At 40.7% G+C, this 16,477-nt stretch carries 18 protein-coding genes; 12 read left to right on the top strand and 6 right to left on the bottom strand.

The genetic code is table 11. The features are described from left to right. Window positions 1-79 precede the first annotated feature (79 nt). Window positions 80-502 (top strand): winged helix-turn-helix transcriptional regulator, encoded by a 423-nt coding sequence (locus D1013_RS16920; protein WP_121849951.1) that lies wholly within the window; start codon window positions 80-82, stop codon window positions 500-502. A 16-nt stretch (window positions 503-518) separates the two neighbouring features. On the opposite strand, the gene D1013_RS16915 is transcribed toward D1013_RS16920, so the two are convergent. Together D1013_RS16915 and D1013_RS16910 are read right to left on the bottom strand one after the other, a co-directional pair. Beyond that, the gene (locus tag D1013_RS16915) at window positions 519-1,067 is read right to left on the bottom strand and encodes a hypothetical protein (protein ID WP_121849950.1); all 549 of its coding nucleotides are present in this window, start codon (window positions 1,065-1,067) and stop codon (window positions 519-521) included. A 37-nt stretch (window positions 1,068-1,104) separates the two neighbouring features. Beyond that, complete coding sequence (locus tag D1013_RS16910) at window positions 1,105-2,607, bottom strand: helicase HerA-like domain-containing protein (protein ID WP_121849949.1); 1,503 nt, start codon at window positions 2,605-2,607, stop codon at window positions 1,105-1,107. 156 nt (window positions 2,608-2,763) lie between these two features. Here D1013_RS16910 and D1013_RS16905 point away from each other — a divergent pair, with 156 nt between their 5' ends. After that, window positions 2,764-3,396 carry a 7-carboxy-7-deazaguanine synthase QueE gene (locus D1013_RS16905; RefSeq protein ID WP_121849948.1) on the top strand — a complete coding sequence of 211 codons (633 nt, stop codon included), beginning with the start codon at window positions 2,764-2,766 and terminating at the stop codon, window positions 3,394-3,396. A 6-nt stretch (window positions 3,397-3,402) separates the two neighbouring features. Here D1013_RS16905 and D1013_RS16900 read toward each other — a convergent pair whose 3' ends face one another. Both D1013_RS16900 and D1013_RS16895 read right to left on the bottom strand, forming a co-directional pair. After that, window positions 3,403-4,341, bottom strand: a complete 939-nt coding sequence (locus tag D1013_RS16900) for a hypothetical protein (protein ID WP_121850780.1) — start codon at window positions 4,339-4,341, stop codon at window positions 3,403-3,405. Window positions 4,342-4,379: 38 nt separating this feature from the next. Continuing rightward, window positions 4,380-5,084, bottom strand: a complete 705-nt coding sequence (locus D1013_RS16895) for a class I SAM-dependent methyltransferase (RefSeq protein WP_121849947.1) — start codon at window positions 5,082-5,084, stop codon at window positions 4,380-4,382. Window positions 5,085-5,163: 79 nt separating this feature from the next. Between D1013_RS16895 and D1013_RS16890 the strand changes: the two genes are divergently transcribed. Both D1013_RS16890 and D1013_RS16885 read left to right on the top strand, forming a co-directional pair. Beyond that, window positions 5,164-5,661, top strand: coding sequence for a YkgJ family cysteine cluster protein (locus D1013_RS16890; protein WP_121849946.1), 498 nt, complete (start codon window positions 5,164-5,166; stop codon window positions 5,659-5,661). A 2-nt stretch (window positions 5,662-5,663) separates the two neighbouring features. Further along, window positions 5,664-6,155, top strand: coding sequence for a GyrI-like domain-containing protein (locus tag D1013_RS16885; RefSeq protein ID WP_121849945.1), 492 nt, complete (start codon window positions 5,664-5,666; stop codon window positions 6,153-6,155). Window positions 6,156-6,167: 12 nt separating this feature from the next. Here D1013_RS16885 and D1013_RS16880 read toward each other — a convergent pair whose 3' ends face one another. Further along, window positions 6,168-6,494, bottom strand: coding sequence for a DMT family transporter (locus D1013_RS16880; protein ID WP_121849944.1), 327 nt, complete (start codon window positions 6,492-6,494; stop codon window positions 6,168-6,170). A 175-nt stretch (window positions 6,495-6,669) separates the two neighbouring features. Here D1013_RS16880 and D1013_RS16875 point away from each other — a divergent pair, with 175 nt between their 5' ends. Both D1013_RS16875 and D1013_RS16870 read left to right on the top strand, forming a co-directional pair. Beyond that, entirely contained in the window at window positions 6,670-7,521 is an 852-nt protein-coding gene (locus D1013_RS16875) for a sterol desaturase family protein (RefSeq protein WP_121849943.1), read from the top strand. 46 nt (window positions 7,522-7,567) lie between these two features. Continuing rightward, window positions 7,568-8,005 carry a BLUF domain-containing protein gene (locus D1013_RS16870; protein ID WP_121849942.1) on the top strand — a complete coding sequence of 146 codons (438 nt, stop codon included), beginning with the start codon at window positions 7,568-7,570 and terminating at the stop codon, window positions 8,003-8,005. On the opposite strand, the gene D1013_RS16865 is transcribed toward D1013_RS16870, so the two are convergent. Continuing rightward, complete coding sequence (locus D1013_RS16865; RefSeq protein WP_121850779.1) at window positions 8,002-9,270, bottom strand: exo-beta-N-acetylmuramidase NamZ family protein; 1,269 nt, start codon at window positions 9,268-9,270, stop codon at window positions 8,002-8,004. The genes D1013_RS16870 and D1013_RS16865 overlap by 4 nt on opposite strands. Before the next feature lie 3 nt (window positions 9,271-9,273). Between D1013_RS16865 and D1013_RS16860 the strand changes: the two genes are divergently transcribed. From D1013_RS16860 to D1013_RS16835, 6 genes are all read left to right on the top strand, one after another. Next, window positions 9,274-10,515 carry an ABC transporter permease gene (locus D1013_RS16860; protein WP_121849941.1) on the top strand — a complete coding sequence of 414 codons (1,242 nt, stop codon included), beginning with the start codon at window positions 9,274-9,276 and terminating at the stop codon, window positions 10,513-10,515. A gap of 48 nt (window positions 10,516-10,563) precedes the next feature. Then, the gene (locus D1013_RS16855; RefSeq protein WP_121849940.1) at window positions 10,564-11,541 is read left to right on the top strand and encodes a PLP-dependent cysteine synthase family protein; all 978 of its coding nucleotides are present in this window, start codon (window positions 10,564-10,566) and stop codon (window positions 11,539-11,541) included. 13 nt (window positions 11,542-11,554) lie between these two features. Next, on the top strand, window positions 11,555-12,334 hold the full coding sequence (locus D1013_RS16850) for an aldose epimerase family protein (RefSeq protein WP_121849939.1): 780 nt from the start codon (window positions 11,555-11,557) through the stop codon (window positions 12,332-12,334). 2 nt (window positions 12,335-12,336) lie between these two features. After that, entirely contained in the window at window positions 12,337-12,969 is a 633-nt protein-coding gene (locus tag D1013_RS16845) for a Crp/Fnr family transcriptional regulator (RefSeq protein WP_121849938.1), read from the top strand. Window positions 12,970-13,053: 84 nt separating this feature from the next. Next, entirely contained in the window at window positions 13,054-14,781 is a 1,728-nt protein-coding gene (locus tag D1013_RS16840; RefSeq protein ID WP_121849937.1) for a SulP family inorganic anion transporter, read from the top strand. An 87-nt stretch (window positions 14,782-14,868) separates the two neighbouring features. Continuing rightward, on the top strand, window positions 14,869-16,278 hold the full coding sequence (locus tag D1013_RS16835; RefSeq protein ID WP_121849936.1) for an MBL fold metallo-hydrolase: 1,410 nt from the start codon (window positions 14,869-14,871) through the stop codon (window positions 16,276-16,278). Window positions 16,279-16,477 lie beyond the last annotated feature (199 nt).

The raw sequence follows: 16,477 nt of genomic DNA, 5'->3' as shown, positions 1-16,477 counted from the left end.
AAGTAACTTAGTGTATTGGGAATACTAAAGTATGACTTCTTTAAGCTTTATGAAAGAGGTGGCAAAAATATAACTAAGTATGCAAATAGAAACTGTTACTGAAAAACAGAGGGTTAACGCAGCAAGAAAGTTGAAAAAAATGTTCGGCGGTATTGATTATACGAATATGCCCCATTGCCCCATAAGAGATGTTATGGCCTTCGTTTCCGATAAGTGGAGCACTTTGATCATATTACATTTAGGATATTTTCCTGTTCTACGCTTTAACGAGCTCAAAAAGAAGGTTTTTGGCGTGAGCAATAAGGTATTGAGCGAACGGCTAAAGCAACTAGAAGGTGACGGTTACGTTCAACGAACGGTATATCCCGAAGTACCTATTCGGGTAGAATATAACCTGACCGATTTCGGACATTCATATCTTCAAAAGTTGATTGAATTGACCGAATGGGCAGAAAATCATAAAAATTACGTCATCAACAATCGGGAAAATTTCAAAAAATAGCGGTTCTCAAAACCGACTATTCCCAAGCAACCATCATATACTTGATTTTTGCATCATCAGGTATTTGTACGGCTTCAATATTCACACTTGAGGCATACCTTAGGCTCGAAGGCAATTCCTCTTTACTTATGGTAAAATAAACATCACTGTCTTTCAGTAAAATAACCACATTGTTCATTGAAGTAATTACTTTTCTTATCGTGTAGTTATCTTTAATGTCTTTGAAAGTACTTGTAAGGCCTATGCCCTTATCGGTCAAGTAGCGACCGTCTTCAATACGAATGTTTTCGATGGTAGGTATACTGTCAGAACTTGGTGTCAAGGTTAGAAGTTGCTTGCCACCTTTTTCAAAAATTTTGATTTTTTTACTATTGTTCGAGGTGTTGATTACGGTCGAATCTTTCACAATCGAATCGTTTTCGTATATAATCTCGATATCCCTGGCCAAACTAATTCTATCAAGTTTGCCTACAGAATCTTTGGTAATCAAAAATGTAGTGTCTTTTTCGTCGCTACAACCTATAATGGATAAGGCAAGAAATGCAAGGGCTAATATATTTTTCATGTATTCAGTTTGTGGTCGATTTGAGAATTCTAGCGGTCTATCTAATTACTTTTTTTAGCACTCCCAGTACTCCTCTAATAAAAGTGGCGCTTGTCAATACTTTTATAACTGGGTTTTGCCTGGTACTAGTTCGTCTTCTGCTAGTTGATCTTGGGGCAATCTTTTCTTTTTCAGCTTCAGCTTCCGCTTTTTCTATTTTTTTGTTCAGTATTTCATAGGCGCTTTCACGGTCTATCGTCTCACCATACTTACGCACCAAGTCGGACTTTGAAATCAGCGTCTTAAGTTCTTGCTCGGTAAGAACATCCATACGGCTCATTGGCGCACGTAATAAGGTAGCTGCCAGTGGGGTTGGTCTTCCTTTTTCGTCTAAAGCCGAAACAAGTGCTTCGCCAATTCCTAAAGCGGTCAATACATCTTTAGTGTCATAGTATTCTGAATCAGGGTAGTTCTCGGCGGTTAATTTGATGGCCTTTCTATCTTTAGCGGTAAAGGCCCTGAGTGCGTGCTGAACCTTTAGTCCTAATTGTGAAAGAACGGCATCAGGCACATCGGTCGGGTTTTGTGTAACAAAGTATAGGCCTATACCTTTAGAACGAATAAGTTTCACAATGCTTTCAATTTGCTCTAGCAGTGCTTTTGAGGCCTCATTGAAAATGAGGTGGGCTTCATCAATGAACATGATAAGTTCTGGCCGTTCACTATCGCCTTGTTCAGGAAATGTACCGTAGATTTCCGCTAAAAGGCTGAGCATGAAAGTCGAGAATAATTTAGGTCGGTCTTGAATATCCGTAAGGCGGATAATATTGATATAGCCACGGCCATTTTCATCAATTCGGGTCAAATCATCTACCTCAAAAGATTTTTCTCCAAAGAATAGTTCTGCCCCTTGTTGTTCGAGCTCGATTATTTTACGCAAAATGGTACCGGTAGAACTGGTTGAAATTCTGCCGTAATTTTTTGTGAATTCGGCTTTTCCTTCCCCGGTTGCGTATTGCAAGACTTTTTTAAAGTCTTTTAAATCGAGCAAGGGCAGTTTATGGTCATCACAATATTTGAAAACCACGGCAACGATACCTTCTTGGGTAACGGTTAGGTCAAGTATTCTAGAAAGAAGAACAGGGCCGAATTCAGAAACGGTGGCCCTAAGTTTTACCCCGTCTTGCTCCGACAACGAAAGTATTTCTACCGGAAATGCGTTTGCTTCAAAAGGCAGACCGATTTTCTCATGCCTTTCATCTATTTTGGCATGTCCAGGGCTAGGTTGCGCAATACCACTTAAATCACCTTTTAAATCCATCAACAAAACCGGAACCCCCTTATCGGAAAGGTTTTCGGCAATTACCTGAAGTGTTTTGGTCTTACCAGTTCCCGTGGCTCCTGCGATAAGGCCATGGCGGTTCATAGTTTTTAAAGGAACTTTGACATGGGCATTGGTTATTGCTTCGCCATCTAACATAGCGGCCCCCATGATAATGTGGTCACCTTTAGGTGCATAACCGGTGGTTATATGCTCAAAAAACTCTTCTTTCTTGCCCATATGGTCTGTTTTTGAGGTAAAAATAAAAGAATTTTGGCTGTTTCGATTCACCACCGCCTATATTTTGCCTCATCGTTATGCTAACTTCAAGGTGCCCAGAATAATTGCTATTTCTATTTTTTGGGTTTTGCTGATAACAAGCACTATCTTTGCCCGATGCTACAAGAAGATGTTTTAAGGGAGGTTGACAAAGGCACTTTATTGCCACTGATGGAAGAATTTTATACCATTCAGGGGGAAGGTTTTCATAAAGGAACTGCTGCGTATTTTATAAGGGTAGGGGGCTGCGATGTCGGCTGCCATTGGTGCGATGTGAAAGAGAGCTGGAATGCCGGAACACACCCACCGACCGCTATTGAAAGCATTGTTGAAAACGCTGCAAAGTACTCGAATACCATTGTGGTAACTGGGGGAGAACCTCTTACTTGGAACATGGAGCCGTTAACAAACGCTCTAAAAGCCAATAACCTTACAACCCACATCGAAACATCAGGGGCCTACCCCCTCACCGGAATTTGGGATTGGATCTGCCTTTCACCCAAGAAAAACAAGCTGCCAGAAGAGCGTATTTATGATGTGGCCCATGAGTTAAAGGTCATCGTTTATAACAAACACGATTTGATTTTTGCAGAAGAACAAGCGGCAAAGGTTAATGGAGAATGCATCTTATACCTGCAACCTGAATGGAGCGTTAGAGACAAGGTGGTTCCTTTAATAGTGGACTATGTGATGAAGAACCCGAAATGGAAGGTTTCTCTACAGACACATAAGTATTTGAATATACCTTAAAGACTATTATTGTCTACCCCCATTTCCGGCGAGGTCTAAAAGGCACTGAGCATCCAAACTAGGAGGTTCGGCCAAGCCTCTTGCCGTTCGGCTTTCCAGCATTTTCAACACACTCAACCCGTTTAAGCGACACGGTACTTTTAAGCTATTAGGGTTCTTCGCGAACAATGATTGACCTTTGTTTGAAGGGCCGCCGAACTGTAGTTCAGCGCGCATGAGGCAACCTTCAATAGCGCAATGGTTATTGCCTTTTGTATTTCCATTACTATCGACCTCTGGTTCACCATTTTCATCGACCAAATCATCTTCATGGTCATTCACCATATCGGTACCCAGATTAACCAGACCGAACAAATGACCGAATTCATGGTTCAAAGTAGTTAGCTCTACATCGGGATCTGAAATGAAAAAACTTTGTTTGGCAAGTTTGCGAACGGTTACCTCGTGAATGATCATAGAGGTATTTCTGTATACGGCACCCAAGGTTACCAAACCTTCATCAAGGTCGTCGCCCTCGGCAGGCGAATCGGAGAAATAGATATAAATGCCCAATGTTGAGCCTTCATTGTAAACCGTTCGGTTCTTACTTTCAAGATCCGTGATTTCTTCTAGGGTAAGACTATCTTCATCTGGTGACGATAATTGTTGATAAACAAGTTCGATATCCTCCTTAAAGGTTCGTTTTTTTAAATAATCTACAAATCCATCTATCGCTTCCTGCGTAGGCTGAAAGCCCTCTACATAAGCAATCTCGATTTTTAGTTTGTTAAAACGATCGTTAGAAAGTAGGTCGTTGGCCGAATCGCCCGTGCCCTGTAGATTGGCGGTCTTATCAACCGCTTTCGGCTCTTCGTTATTATCGGTAACATCAAGACTGTCGTCGCTACAACTGTTAAGACCATATAGCAGTGCTACAACCGATAGTACAAAAGAAAATTTCTTCATGATATTACCTTTAAAATACTTCAAAAAATAAATATGTCCTACTTCCGCCATAACCGTGCCAAATAATCGTAGTGTTCTCCCTCGAGCACCAGTTCGCAGTTGAGCCCTGAAGCTTCGGCAGCATTTGTTAAAGTCTGAAAATCAAGATATAGCCACTTGAAAGGTAGCCCACTTTTGCCTTTGTAGAGCATGGTGAACTCAACTTCGCCATAATAATTTTGGTCAGGAACCCAGATGCCACCATCTTCATCTTCTTCGAACATATAGATGATATCACTTGAATCTAATAAAATTTGTCCTTTCGGTTTTAGTAAACTCTTCAAATGGGAGAAGTAATCGGTCAAACTTCCTATTTCGCCCACCAGACCGATTCCGTTCATCAACATCAAGAGGGTATCAAAAGAGGAGTCGGCATAATTAAGCAACGAACCATGAACCGCTTTTTTAATCCCCCTTAACTTGCATACATCGGTAGAACCCTTTGAACTATCTAAGGCGGTTACATCAAAACCTTTATTTTGTAAATAGAGACTATGGCTACCAGCGCCGGCGCCAATGTCAAGAACTTTTCCTTTACATAATTGAAGCGCCTTTTGCTCTATTGGTGGCATTTCGTCAAAAATGCGAAACAGATAGGGCAGCGGTAATATATCTTCTTCGTCTAAAGACGATTTTGTTACTATATCTTCGGTATAGTCGTTATTCTGATAATCTAAAAGTGCTCGACCAAATATATCGTTCATCGATAAAGCCTAGGGTTTGTTTTGCAAAAATGGACTATTTAGATAATTCTTCTTTAGTTTTGGGTCAATTTTTAGGTAGATGGATAAAATCTTGGAGCAACTGCCGCAAATGGCAAAGGAGAAGCATGCGGAAAACAAGAAGTTTTTTGGTAAGCTGAAAAAGAGGCCCCCGAAAAACCTTGACTACCTCATGCAAGAGCTTCATCATGAAGAGTTTGAGCGTACCGATTGTTTAGAATGTGCCAATTGCTGTAAAACGACAGGGCCTTTATTTACCAAGGCCGATATAGAGCGTATCTCAAAATTCTTCAGACAAAAACCTCAGGCTTTTATAGATGATTACCTTAGAATTGATGAAGAGAACGACTATGTTTTGCAATCGCTGCCATGCCCATTTTTAGGAGCTGATAATTACTGTTCTATCTATGATGTGAGACCAAAAGCCTGTAGAGAATTTCCGCATACCGACCGGAAAAAATTTCAACAGATATCTAACTTGACTCTTAAGAATGTAGCGATTTGCCCAGCTGCTTTTAATATAGTTGAGGCTATGAAAGCAAAAATCAACTTAAGATAGCCATGCAAGCAAGAGTCGAATTTTTACCCGAAAAGAAATTAGTCGGTATTTCTATGGAAATGAGCTTGGCCAAAAATAGAACCTATCAACTTTGGAGCAGTTTCATGCCGCAGCGCGATTTGGTTGAAAATAAGATTGATTCAAATTTTTATTCACTCCAAATCTATGATAAGGTGTTCGATCCGAAAGCATTTAAACCAACTACTGATTTCGTCAAATGGGCGGCCGTGGAAGTGAGCGAATTCGGTTCAAATGAGACTGACTTTGAAACTATGGTTCTTCCTGAAGGGCATTATGCCGTTTTTCTTCATAAGGGATTGCCTTCAGATTTTCCCAAATCTTTTCAATTCATTTTTGGGGAGTGGCTTCCAAAATCAGACTACATCTTGGATGATAGACCGCATTTCGAGCTATTGGGTAGTAAATACAAGAATAATCATCCTGATTCGGAGGAGGAAATATGGATTCCTATTAAACCGAAAAAAATAGAGTAGTTGACTGAAATTTTAGTGCGATACTACTTTGAGCCCTATTATGGAAGATATCAGAGTGGTGAGAAAGAATATTCGCCAAAAGGTGGCCGGTTCTTTGAAAACAAATATGCCAATAAGCACGGTGCCAACGGCACCGATTCCGGTCCAAACGGCATAGGCGGTACCAATGGGCAATTCTTGAGTGGCTTTTACCAGCAACACCATGCTTATAGATAGGCAGACCAAAAAACCAACATACCAGTAAATACTTTCGTTTTCCGATGCATGCTTCGCTTTTCCTAAACAAGCTGCGAAAGCCACTTCAAATAGACCTGCGATTATCAATAAGAACCAGTTCATTGTATTACTTAAAAATAGGTGCGATTAATTGATACAAAGTTACGGCCTTTTGCTTTTGTTCAAGTGATATTTGCCGATTATGGGAGGTTGCACGGTAGAGGTTTTCTTTAGGTTTTGTATATTTAGTTGTTTATGAAAACCGTCATCTAGGCTCAGCAGGGCCACCTACAAACCGATGGAATCGATTATCACATATTTTGAAACGATACCTTCAGCGCACCGATCATTAATTCTGGTTGGTGGAATCACCCTTTTTTGGTTGCTTGAGGGTGCGGTTCCGCTTGTGAAATTTTCTTATCGAAAATGGCGTCATGCCCTTCCGAATTTCTTCTTCACGATTACTACGGTCGTAGTAAATTTTCTATTGGCGTTTTTGTTGCTCAAAACAGCTGATTGGACGGTCGCATCAGAATTTGGAATTATCAATTGGTTGCCCGAAATGCCCTTATGGCTGTACGTAGTTTTAGGTGTCATGCTTTTAGATTTAATCGGGGCCTACCTTGCCCATTTGGTCGAGCACAAGGTAAAACCCCTTTGGATGGTACACCTGGTACACCATACCGATCATAATGTAGATACTACCACTGCAAACAGGCATCATCCTTTAGAAAGTATGGTTCGATTTACATTTACATTGGTGGGGGTGTTTTTGGTCGGCACTCCCATCGGGGTGGTTATGCTTTATCAGTCGCTATCATTGATAGCCTCTCAATTTGGGCATGCCAATATTAAGCTACCTAAAAAAATAGATGAGGCATTGAGCTATATCATCGTGTCGCCCGATATGCATAAGGTACATCATCATTACAAACTGCCATATACCGATTCGAATTACGGAAACATTTTTTCTATATGGGACCGTCTTTTCGGTACTTATAGAAAATTTGATCGAGAATCTATTGTTTACGGGGTCGATACCTTTCCTGATGAGTTAGAAAATGCTAGTATTGCAGGCTTATTGAAACAGCCTTTTCATAAATATCGAAAACCCACTTCTTATGAGAAGGTGTCAACAACTAATAATTAACCTGTAATGACCGGTTGGTCAAGGGGGAATAAATTTTGAATACTTAATGATCTATAAGTTGACCTATGAATCGGATGCCTGTGTGCCTTTTGAGAAACTAGGGGTAGATGCTATTCTTGCGAGTGCTAGAGACCACAATAAAATATTGAATATTACAGGTTGCCTTGTATATCATAACGGGGCATTTGTACAGATTCTGGAAGGAGAGAAGGAAGAGGTTCACAAATTGTTCAAGTCGATAGAGAAAGATCCAAGACATGCCAATGTGAGGTTGGTCAGTGAAGAGTACGATAAAAAACGAAGCTTTTCTAATTGGAACATGGCTTACTTTGATACCTCTTTAGAGGGGCTCAGCAAGTCTGATATAGAAAATTTTGAACGTAACTTATTGATGTTGGCCGAATTCTCTGATCGACTGTCGACTACGGTCAATATGTTCTGGCTCAATGTCCGTAAGGTTATGTTGAACCTTAAGTTGGCCTAATAAATTAGATACTTGGCCCTTATTTTTTTGAATTCTTCCAATTGCGGCTGCCAAGTTGCTTTTATTTCTTCCTCGGTGAGTCCTTTTTCAATTTGCTTTTGAAGTAGTGCGGTTCCCGCATGTTTGGTAAACCCACTAGTATTAAATACCAGGCTTTTATCATTGGCATTCATATAAGAATCGATTATCCATTGTAGCGAGACTTCGGTTTTTCTGGGTATTTGAGATAAGTCTTTACCAAAGCATTTTTTGCCTTCTTCTTTTGGATGCTTTGAACCGAAGTTGGGCATAGGCACATAGCTGAAGTTGTACTGGGTGCTGTCAAGAAACGAGGCCCCATAGCGTTGAAACTGAAACTCTGTTCCCCTACCGGCATTAATGTTGGTGCCTTCAAACAAGCCAAGGCACGGGTACAGATTGATAGATTTATCATTGGGCAAGTTGGGTGAAGGTCTAATAGGCAATGAATACTCGGTTTCATGTGTCCAGTTTTCCAATGGTATGACTTTAAGGTTAGCTTTTTTAGAACCGGCAAGCCAGCCTTCTTCATTGATCATGGTTGCATATTCCCCAATCGTCATTCCATAAACTAATGGTATTGGGGTCATTCCTAAGAAACTGGTATTCTCTTTTTCCATTGTAGGCCCATCAACATAGTGCCCATTGGGGTTGGGCCTATCAAGAACTATTATGGGTTTTCCGTTTTCGGCACAGGCTTCCATCACTAACTGCAAGGTCGCTATATAAGTATAAAAGCGAACGCCCACATCTTGAATATCGAATAGAACTACGTCTAAATTTTTAAGCTGTTCTGTAGTTGGCTTCCTGTTTTTTCCGTAGAGCGAAATTAAAGGCAACCCCGTTTTCGGGTCGGTGCCATCGTTTACTTTCTCCCCAGCATCGGCGGCTCCCCTAAAACCATGTTCTGGGGCGAATACGCTTTTTATTTTAATGTTCAGAGCAAGAAGTGAATCAACCAAATGGGTGTAGGCAACACTATCCGATATGGCTTCTTTGTCACTTGTAGCCGCTTTAAAAATTACACTGGTTTGATTGGCAACGACACCGACATTTTTTCCGATTAAATCGTTCACATATAATTCCGTTCGGTTACTAGCGACCTTTACCGGTTTTTGAACGACCGAATCTTTGGCCTGTACCTTTGTTTGGGCTACATCATCCTTTGTTTTCTCATGGTTTGCGCAAGAGCTAAAGACTAAAAACCAAATGAAAAATGTACTTTTGAAGGAGGATAAAAATGCCATAAATTGAATTTTGAATATTTTTTGGCCAAGAGGCTTATCAAAGGCGAGGCGCATAAAATTAGTATTTCCGCCCCTATAATAAAAATAGCTATTGCGGCTATAGCATTAGGTTTGGTCATGATGCTGGTTGCCATTGCTTCGGGGGTTGGTTTGAAGTACAAAATACGTGAAAAAGTTGCTGCCTTCAACGGACACATACAAATTTCTAATTACGATAATAATGCCTCTGATGTTTCGGTGGTGCCACTGTCTATAAATCAAGACTTTTACCCACGGTTCGATAATGTTGAGGGCATAGATCATATACAGGCGGTGGCCAGTAAGGGCGGTATTATCAGAACCGAAGATACCTTTGAGGGTATTTTGGCCAAAGGCGTGGGCAAAGATTACAATTGGGGGGCTTTCGAGGAATATTTGGTAGATGGAAATTTGCCGGATTATAGTGGAGAACTTAATTCACAGGTACTCATGTCAAGCTTAATGGCCAACCGTTTGAAATTAGGTACGGGCGACAGTTTTTATGCTTTTTTTCTTAAGGACGACGACCCCTCGAAACTGCCCAACCAACGAAAGTTCACCATTACCGGTTTGTATGACAGCGGTTTTGAAGAGTTTGATGGGGTATATCTTTTTACCGATATCAGGCATGTTCAGAGAATGAACAAATGGGGTGAAGATCAGATTGGCAATTTTGAGGTTTTTTTGAACAGCTTTGATGATTTACAAGAGAAAAGTAATGAGATTTATGGTAAAACGCTATCAACTTTAGATACACAGACCATCGTCGATAAATACTATAAAATTTTCGAGTGGATAGGGTTATTCGATTTCAACATTTTTTTGATAATCGGGATTGTTATCATCGTGAGCGGCTTTAATATGATTACGGCGCTGTTAGTGCTCATTTTAGAGCGTACTCCGATGATCGGAATTTTGAAAGCTTTGGGATCTGCTAATTGGAGTATACGAAAAGTATTCTTGTACAACGCTTCTTATCTTATCGGTATAGGTTTGTTCTGGGGTAATCTTATAGGTCTCGGAGCCATTTATCTGCAAAGTGAATTTAGAGTGCTGAAGTTCCCTAATCCTGAGGAATATTATATTGACTATATTCCTGTATATATTGATGTACCGACTGTGGTTCTGTTAAATGTAGCGGTGCTTCTACTGTGTATGCTGATGCTTTTAGTGCCCTCTTATATTATAACCAAGATTACACCTGTAAAGGCAATTCAATTTGAGTAGATTAAAAAAGAAGGGTGATTGAAACGGCTATTTTTATAATATATAGCTATGGACTATAAAGATGACATTCTCGGTACTATTGGCAATACCCCGTTAGTTAAACTTAATAAGTTAACGGCCAATTTGCCCTGTCTTGTCTTGGCCAAATACGAAACTTTCAATCCCGGAAATTCGGTGAAAGACCGTATGGCTCTGCAAATGATAGAAGATGCCGAAAACGAAGGTCTTCTTCAACCGGGCGGAACCATTATAGAAGCCACTTCTGGTAATACGGGCATGGGTCTGGCACTGGCAGCAACCGTCAAAGGTTATCGACTTATATGTGTTATAAGTGACAAGCAGTCAAAAGAGAAGGTAGATATTCTAAGAGCTATGGGTAGCGAAGTACATGTATGTCCCAGTAATGTCTCTCCCGATGACCCTGAGAGTTATTATTCGACTGCGAGAAGGTTGGCCGCCGAAATCGATGATGCCTGGTACGTTAATCAATATGACAATCCGTCGAACTCAAAGGCGCATTACCTGAGCACCGGTCCTGAAATTTGGGAACAAACCGATGGCAAGATTACGCATTTTGTGGTGGGCGTAGGTACCGGAGGCACCATATCAGGTGTTGGTAAATTTTTAAAGGAGAAGAACCCTAATATTAAGATTTGGGGTGTTGATACCTATGGTTCGGTCTTTAAGAAGTATCACGAAACAGGTATTTTTGATGAAAACGAGATTTACCCCTACGTTACTGAGGGTATTGGCGAAGATATACTTCCTAAAAATGTAGATTTTAGTTTGATTGATGGCTTTACCAAGGTCACCGATCAAGATGCCGCTGTCTATACCCAAAAGCTGGCTCAAGAAGAGGCTATGTTCTTGGGCAATTCGGCAGGTGCTGCTATTAAAGGGGTGTTGCAGTTAGAGAATCATTTCAACAAAGAAGACATAGTAGTGGTTTTGTTTCACGACCACGGTAGTCGTTATGTTGGTAAGATGTTCAACGAAGATTGGATGAAGGAACAAGGTTTTAAATAAATGAATTGATGCTATGGTAAAACTTAAATTGGATAACCAAACAGTTCGTATCGATGCTGGAGAGTTGGTAGGTTATGAACTAGATGGGTATGAAATTATTCACCAAAAGGGGAGTCCCGGGTGGAGGAATTCAGACACCGAGATGTTTCCTATTATAGGTCCTACTGCTGATGCAGGTTTTATGGTGCAGACTCCTAGAGATTTGGCAGTACAGGATCAACACGGTTTGCTTCGAGAACTCAAATATGAACTTGTAGACAGTTCAGATACCCATGCCGAGTTTCACAAGACATATAAAGAGCGAACACCGGTAGTGAACAGCAAATTTCCCGAAAAATCAACCAGACAATATCTGTTTTATACCTATAGTTTCAATTTCGTAAAAAAATATAGGCTGTTGCCCGAAGGTTTAGAAATTACTTTTACCATAGCAGGAGAACGCGACACGCCTTTTATGTTGGGCTATCATCCGGCATTCAAAATCTATACGAAGGATGCTACTGTGGAGGCTAATGGCAAAACCATTACCTTGAACGATATCATTTCGGTAGGGAGTAGGGCCTTGCAAGTGCCAAATTGTACTGAGATCGTCTTAAGTGATCAAAAGGCTGTACGAATTGAAACCGAAGGCTTTGACAATTTTATGTTATGGACGGAAGTTGAAAACATGCTCTGTATCGAGCCGATTACTTTTTACCCCTATGCGGTCGAACAAAAAAACTTGCACGAAGGCTTTCAATTTTTGAAAGATAAAGATGAGTTATTCAAAGTTCTGATTACTCCGATTGATTGATTATGAACGATAAGCTGAAAAAATTCTACGGGTATCTTTTTGAGGAAGAACTTTTTAAAGAGATTGATAAACTAGGTCTTCTAAAATCGATTTCGCAGGGAACGATTATTATGGATATTGGTCAAACGATAACACATATGCCTTTGCTTCTAGAGGGTGCTATCAAAATAATTCGTGAAGATGAAAACGGTGACGAGCTTTTGCTGTATTTTTTAGAGCAGGGCGACACTTGCGCAATGACCTTGTCTTGCTGTATGGGCCAGCATAAAAGTGAAATACGTGCGATTGCCGAAAGCGATACCGAGCTATTGATGATTCCCGTGCAGCAGATGGAAATTTGGATGGCCAAATACCAGACATGGCGAAAGTTTATTCTAGATAGTTACCATACCCGTATGATGGAACTTCTGGAAACGGTCGACACATTGGCTTTTTTACGTATGGACGAAAGGTTGCTCAAGCATTTGCAAGACAAGGCCAAGGTGAACCACAACGATAGCATTCATACGACACATCAAGACATCGCATACGACCTCAATACTTCTCGGGTGGTTATTTCCAGGCTTCTGAAAAAACTTGAAAAAGAGGGCAAAATCGAAATGTACCGCAATCAAATAAGAGTTGTTGAGTTATAAATTATAGGTTACTGCAATTAATCAAGCGATTCTTTTGATCCGATTGGGTCGTTCAGTCATTTGTTTAACGATTAACTTTGCGATATGCGAAGCGTCTTTCCTTTTTTACAGTGGTTGCCAAGTTACAACAAGCGCTGGCTGGGCAAAGATGCTGTAGCCGGTCTAACCTTGGGCATTGTGCTGATCCCTCAGGGTATGGCTTATGCGATGATTGCCGGTCTACCTCCAGTTTATGGGCTATATGCTTCTTTGGTGCCTGTAGTAATTTATGCGCTGTTGGGTACTTCAAGACAAATGGCTGTGGGGCCTGTGGCTATGGATTCGCTTTTGGTGGCTGCTGCACTTGCACCTTTTGCAACTACAGGAGGCGAAAACTATGTTGCTATGGCCCTTCTCTTGGCCATGATGGTCGGTGGCATACAGATTATTTTGGGCTTGTTACGCATGGGTTTTTTGGTCAATTTCTTATCAAAACCTGTCATCAGCGGTTTTACTTCTGCTGCTGCCTTGATTATAATTATAAGCCAGCTGAAACATTTATTGGGTACGGCGGTCGAGCGCAGCAATCGTTTTCACGAGGTGCTCTATAATGCTGCTATAAAGGTTCCGGAAATCAATTGGGTCGATTTTACTATTGGATTATTGGGGATAGTTCTTATAGTTCTTTTTAAACGATGGAACCGGAAAATACCAGGTGTATTGATAGTGGTGGTATTGGGTATTCTTGTGGTATATCTTTTCGGCTTACAATCCTACGGGGTGAAAATAGTAGGTTCTATTCCCACCGGGTTGCCTAGTTTTCATGTGCCCGTAATAACTGGCGCCAATCTTTTAGAACTCGCCCCAATTGCCTTAACATTGGCCCTTATCGGCTATTTAGAGGCTATTTCCATAGGTAAATCCTTAGAAGAAATGAACGGTGAAGAAACCGTAAATGCAAACCAAGAGTTGATTGCAATCGGGGCCTCCAATTTTTTTGGTTCCCTTTTTCAGTCGTATCCTGTTACGGGTAGTTTTTCCCGTTCGGCAATCAACGGTTCTTCAGGTGCTAAGACCACCGTTTCTTTAATCATTTGTACTTTCATGGTGGTTGTAGTGCTGCTGTTTTTTACTCCGCTATTCTATTACCTTCCTAATGCAATTTTGGCAAGTATCATTATGGTATCGGTAGTAGGTTTAATCGATATTGGTTACCCACGAAGCTTGTGGGCCTATCGCAAAGATGAACTGGTAATCTTATTATTGACATTTTTGACCACCTTATTTATCGGAATTACGCAGGGTATTTTGTTCGGTGTCATGATTTCGTTGCTTCTAATGGTTTATAAAAGCTCAAAGCCCCATTTTGCCGTACTGGGTAAGATTGAGGGTTCTGATTATTACAAGAACATTGACCGTTTTGGTGAAGATATTGAGGTGCGCAATGATTTATTGATTGTACGATTTGACTCCCAATTATACTTCGGGAATAAAAATTTCTTTAAGCAACAGTTGTACAAATGCATTGATGCCAAGGGCCCAGATTTAAACGGAATCATTCTTAATGCCGAAGCTATTAACTACATTGACTCCAGTGCCGCTCAAATGTTGATTCGGGTCATTCAAGATTTACACGAGCGCGACCTGAAATTTTATATAGCAGGTGCTATAGGGCCTGCTAGAGATATAATTTTTAGTAGTGGTATCATAGATGAACTTTCAAAAGAGTGCTTGTTTGTTCAGACCAAAGAGGCGGTCGATTACTTTGACAAGGCGGTCTCTCCATCAAAAATTAGCGCCAAAATCGCTTACCAAAGCCTTCGGCAACGGTAACCTAAGTTACAATCTAGTACAAAGTGTTGGTTTACTTTTGTAGAAAGATAGTACTAAACGTTATTCTCGACGATAAAAAATCATATCATGAAAATCGAACAAATATATACCGGATGTCTAGCACAAGGGGCCTACTATGTTGAAAGTAAGGGTGAAGTTGCAATTATCGACCCTCTTAGGGAAGTAGAGCCATATATAAAAAGGGCCAAGGCCGACAATGCTCATATCAAATATATTTTTGAGACCCATTTTCACGCTGATTTTGTGAGTGGTCACGTGACGCTTTCTAAAGAAACCGGAGCCCCTATCGTTTATGGGCCGAATGCGAACCCTTCTTTTGATGCTATCATCGCTGAAGACGGTCAGGTTTTCAAGTTAGGTGATGTAACGATCCATGTATTGCATACCCCAGGTCATACCATGGAAAGTACAACTTATTTGTTACGTGACGCCAGCGGTAAAGACCATGCCATATTTTCTGGTGATACCTTGTTTTTGGGTGATGTAGGTAGACCTGATTTGGCACAAAAGGCCGCACATATGACGCAAGAAGAATTAGCAGGTATGTTATTCGAAAGCTTAAGGAAAAAGATAATGCCCTTAGCTGATGAGGTTATTATTTATCCTGCGCACGGGGCAGGTTCGGCATGTGGTAAGAATATGATGAAAGAGACGGTCGACACCTTGGGCAACCAGAAAAAAATGAACTACGCTTTAAGAGCGGATATGTCAAAAGAGGAGTTTATTGCAGAAGTAACTGATGGTTTGCTGCCACCGCCCAAATACTTTCCTCTTAATGTGAAGATGAACAAAGAAGGGTATGAAGATATTTCAGAAGTCTTGGATCGTGGTACCACTGCTTTGAACCCTGACGATTTTGAAAAGGCGGCTAACGATACAGGAGCTATAGTTTTAGATGTTCGCCATCAAAACGAGTTTGTTGAAGGACATATACCTCGTTCAATTTTTATTGGATTGAACGGTGATTTTGCCCCTTGGGTGGGTGCCTTGATTGCAGATACGAAACAACCTCTTTTACTTGTCTGCCCAGTTGGTAAGGAGGAGGAAGCGGTCACGCGACTTTCTAGGGTCGGATTTGATGGCACGATCGGATATTTAAAAGGAGGTTTTGATGCTTGGAAACAATCGGGAAAGGATGTTGATACCATTCAATCTGTTTCTGCTGAGGAAGCCAAGAAACAAATAAACTCAGAAGGTACTCCTGTATACGATGTTCGAAAGCCCGGTGAATATCAATCGGAACATGTGGTAGACGCTACGAACACGCCTTTAGACTTTATCAACGACTATATGGGCGATTTTCCAGAGGACAAACAATTTTTTGTGCACTGCGCTGGTGGCTACCGTTCGGTCATTGCCTCTTCTATTCTTAAAAGTAGGGGAATACATAACTTGATAGATATTGACAGTGGTTTTGGGGCACTTAAAAATTCGGGTGTTAAGGTTTCTGAATATGTTTGCCCGAGCACACTATAACGATTTTAGCCAGTGAAATTTGCTTAATAAAGCGGTCAGTCTAGGACGTTTCATCCTTAGTTTCCCATCTTATTTATAAAGATGATTTTAAGTATTTGATTCTTAAGTAGTTTGAATAACTAAAAAGTAGCTTATAAGCTACTTTTTTTTGCATTTGAATCATCGAAAGGAAGTGTTTTTTAGGAATTTCGAAATTGTT

Origin of the sequence: Euzebyella marina, assembly GCF_003687485.1 — a bacterium.
Taxonomy (GTDB): domain Bacteria; phylum Bacteroidota; class Bacteroidia; order Flavobacteriales; family Flavobacteriaceae; genus Euzebyella; species Euzebyella marina.
Note: the sequence above shows the minus strand (reverse complement) of the source record. Positions and strands in the feature narration are given on the sequence as shown.

What these genes read in the sequence shown, in the direction of transcription:
- D1013_RS16865 (WP_121850779.1), bottom strand. Translation starts at nt 9,270, where the DNA reads ATGGCATTTTTATCCTCCTTCAAAAGTACATTTTTCATTTGGTTTTTA.
- D1013_RS16895 (WP_121849947.1), bottom strand. Translation starts at nt 5,084, where the DNA reads ATGAACGATATATTTGGTCGAGCACTTTTAGATTATCAGAATAACGAC.
- D1013_RS16905 (WP_121849948.1), top strand. Translation starts at nt 2,764, where the DNA reads ATGCTACAAGAAGATGTTTTAAGGGAGGTTGACAAAGGCACTTTATTG.
- D1013_RS16870 (WP_121849942.1), top strand. Translation starts at nt 7,568, where the DNA reads ATGATCTATAAGTTGACCTATGAATCGGATGCCTGTGTGCCTTTTGAG.
- D1013_RS16845 (WP_121849938.1), top strand. Translation starts at nt 12,337, where the DNA reads ATGAACGATAAGCTGAAAAAATTCTACGGGTATCTTTTTGAGGAAGAA.
- D1013_RS16840 (WP_121849937.1), top strand. Translation starts at nt 13,054, where the DNA reads ATGCGAAGCGTCTTTCCTTTTTTACAGTGGTTGCCAAGTTACAACAAG.
- D1013_RS16850 (WP_121849939.1), top strand. Translation starts at nt 11,555, where the DNA reads ATGGTAAAACTTAAATTGGATAACCAAACAGTTCGTATCGATGCTGGA.
- D1013_RS16890 (WP_121849946.1), top strand. Translation starts at nt 5,164, where the DNA reads ATGGATAAAATCTTGGAGCAACTGCCGCAAATGGCAAAGGAGAAGCAT.
- D1013_RS16875 (WP_121849943.1), top strand. Translation starts at nt 6,670, where the DNA reads ATGGAATCGATTATCACATATTTTGAAACGATACCTTCAGCGCACCGA.
- D1013_RS16855 (WP_121849940.1), top strand. Translation starts at nt 10,564, where the DNA reads ATGGACTATAAAGATGACATTCTCGGTACTATTGGCAATACCCCGTTA.
- D1013_RS16920 (WP_121849951.1), top strand. Translation starts at nt 80, where the DNA reads ATGCAAATAGAAACTGTTACTGAAAAACAGAGGGTTAACGCAGCAAGA.
- D1013_RS16915 (WP_121849950.1), bottom strand. Translation starts at nt 1,067, where the DNA reads ATGAAAAATATATTAGCCCTTGCATTTCTTGCCTTATCCATTATAGGT.
- D1013_RS16835 (WP_121849936.1), top strand. Translation starts at nt 14,869, where the DNA reads ATGAAAATCGAACAAATATATACCGGATGTCTAGCACAAGGGGCCTAC.
- D1013_RS16880 (WP_121849944.1), bottom strand. Translation starts at nt 6,494, where the DNA reads ATGAACTGGTTCTTATTGATAATCGCAGGTCTATTTGAAGTGGCTTTC.
- D1013_RS16900 (WP_121850780.1), bottom strand. Translation starts at nt 4,341, where the DNA reads ATGAAGAAATTTTCTTTTGTACTATCGGTTGTAGCACTGCTATATGGT.
- D1013_RS16885 (WP_121849945.1), top strand. Translation starts at nt 5,664, where the DNA reads ATGCAAGCAAGAGTCGAATTTTTACCCGAAAAGAAATTAGTCGGTATT.
- D1013_RS16910 (WP_121849949.1), bottom strand. Translation starts at nt 2,607, where the DNA reads ATGGGCAAGAAAGAAGAGTTTTTTGAGCATATAACCACCGGTTATGCA.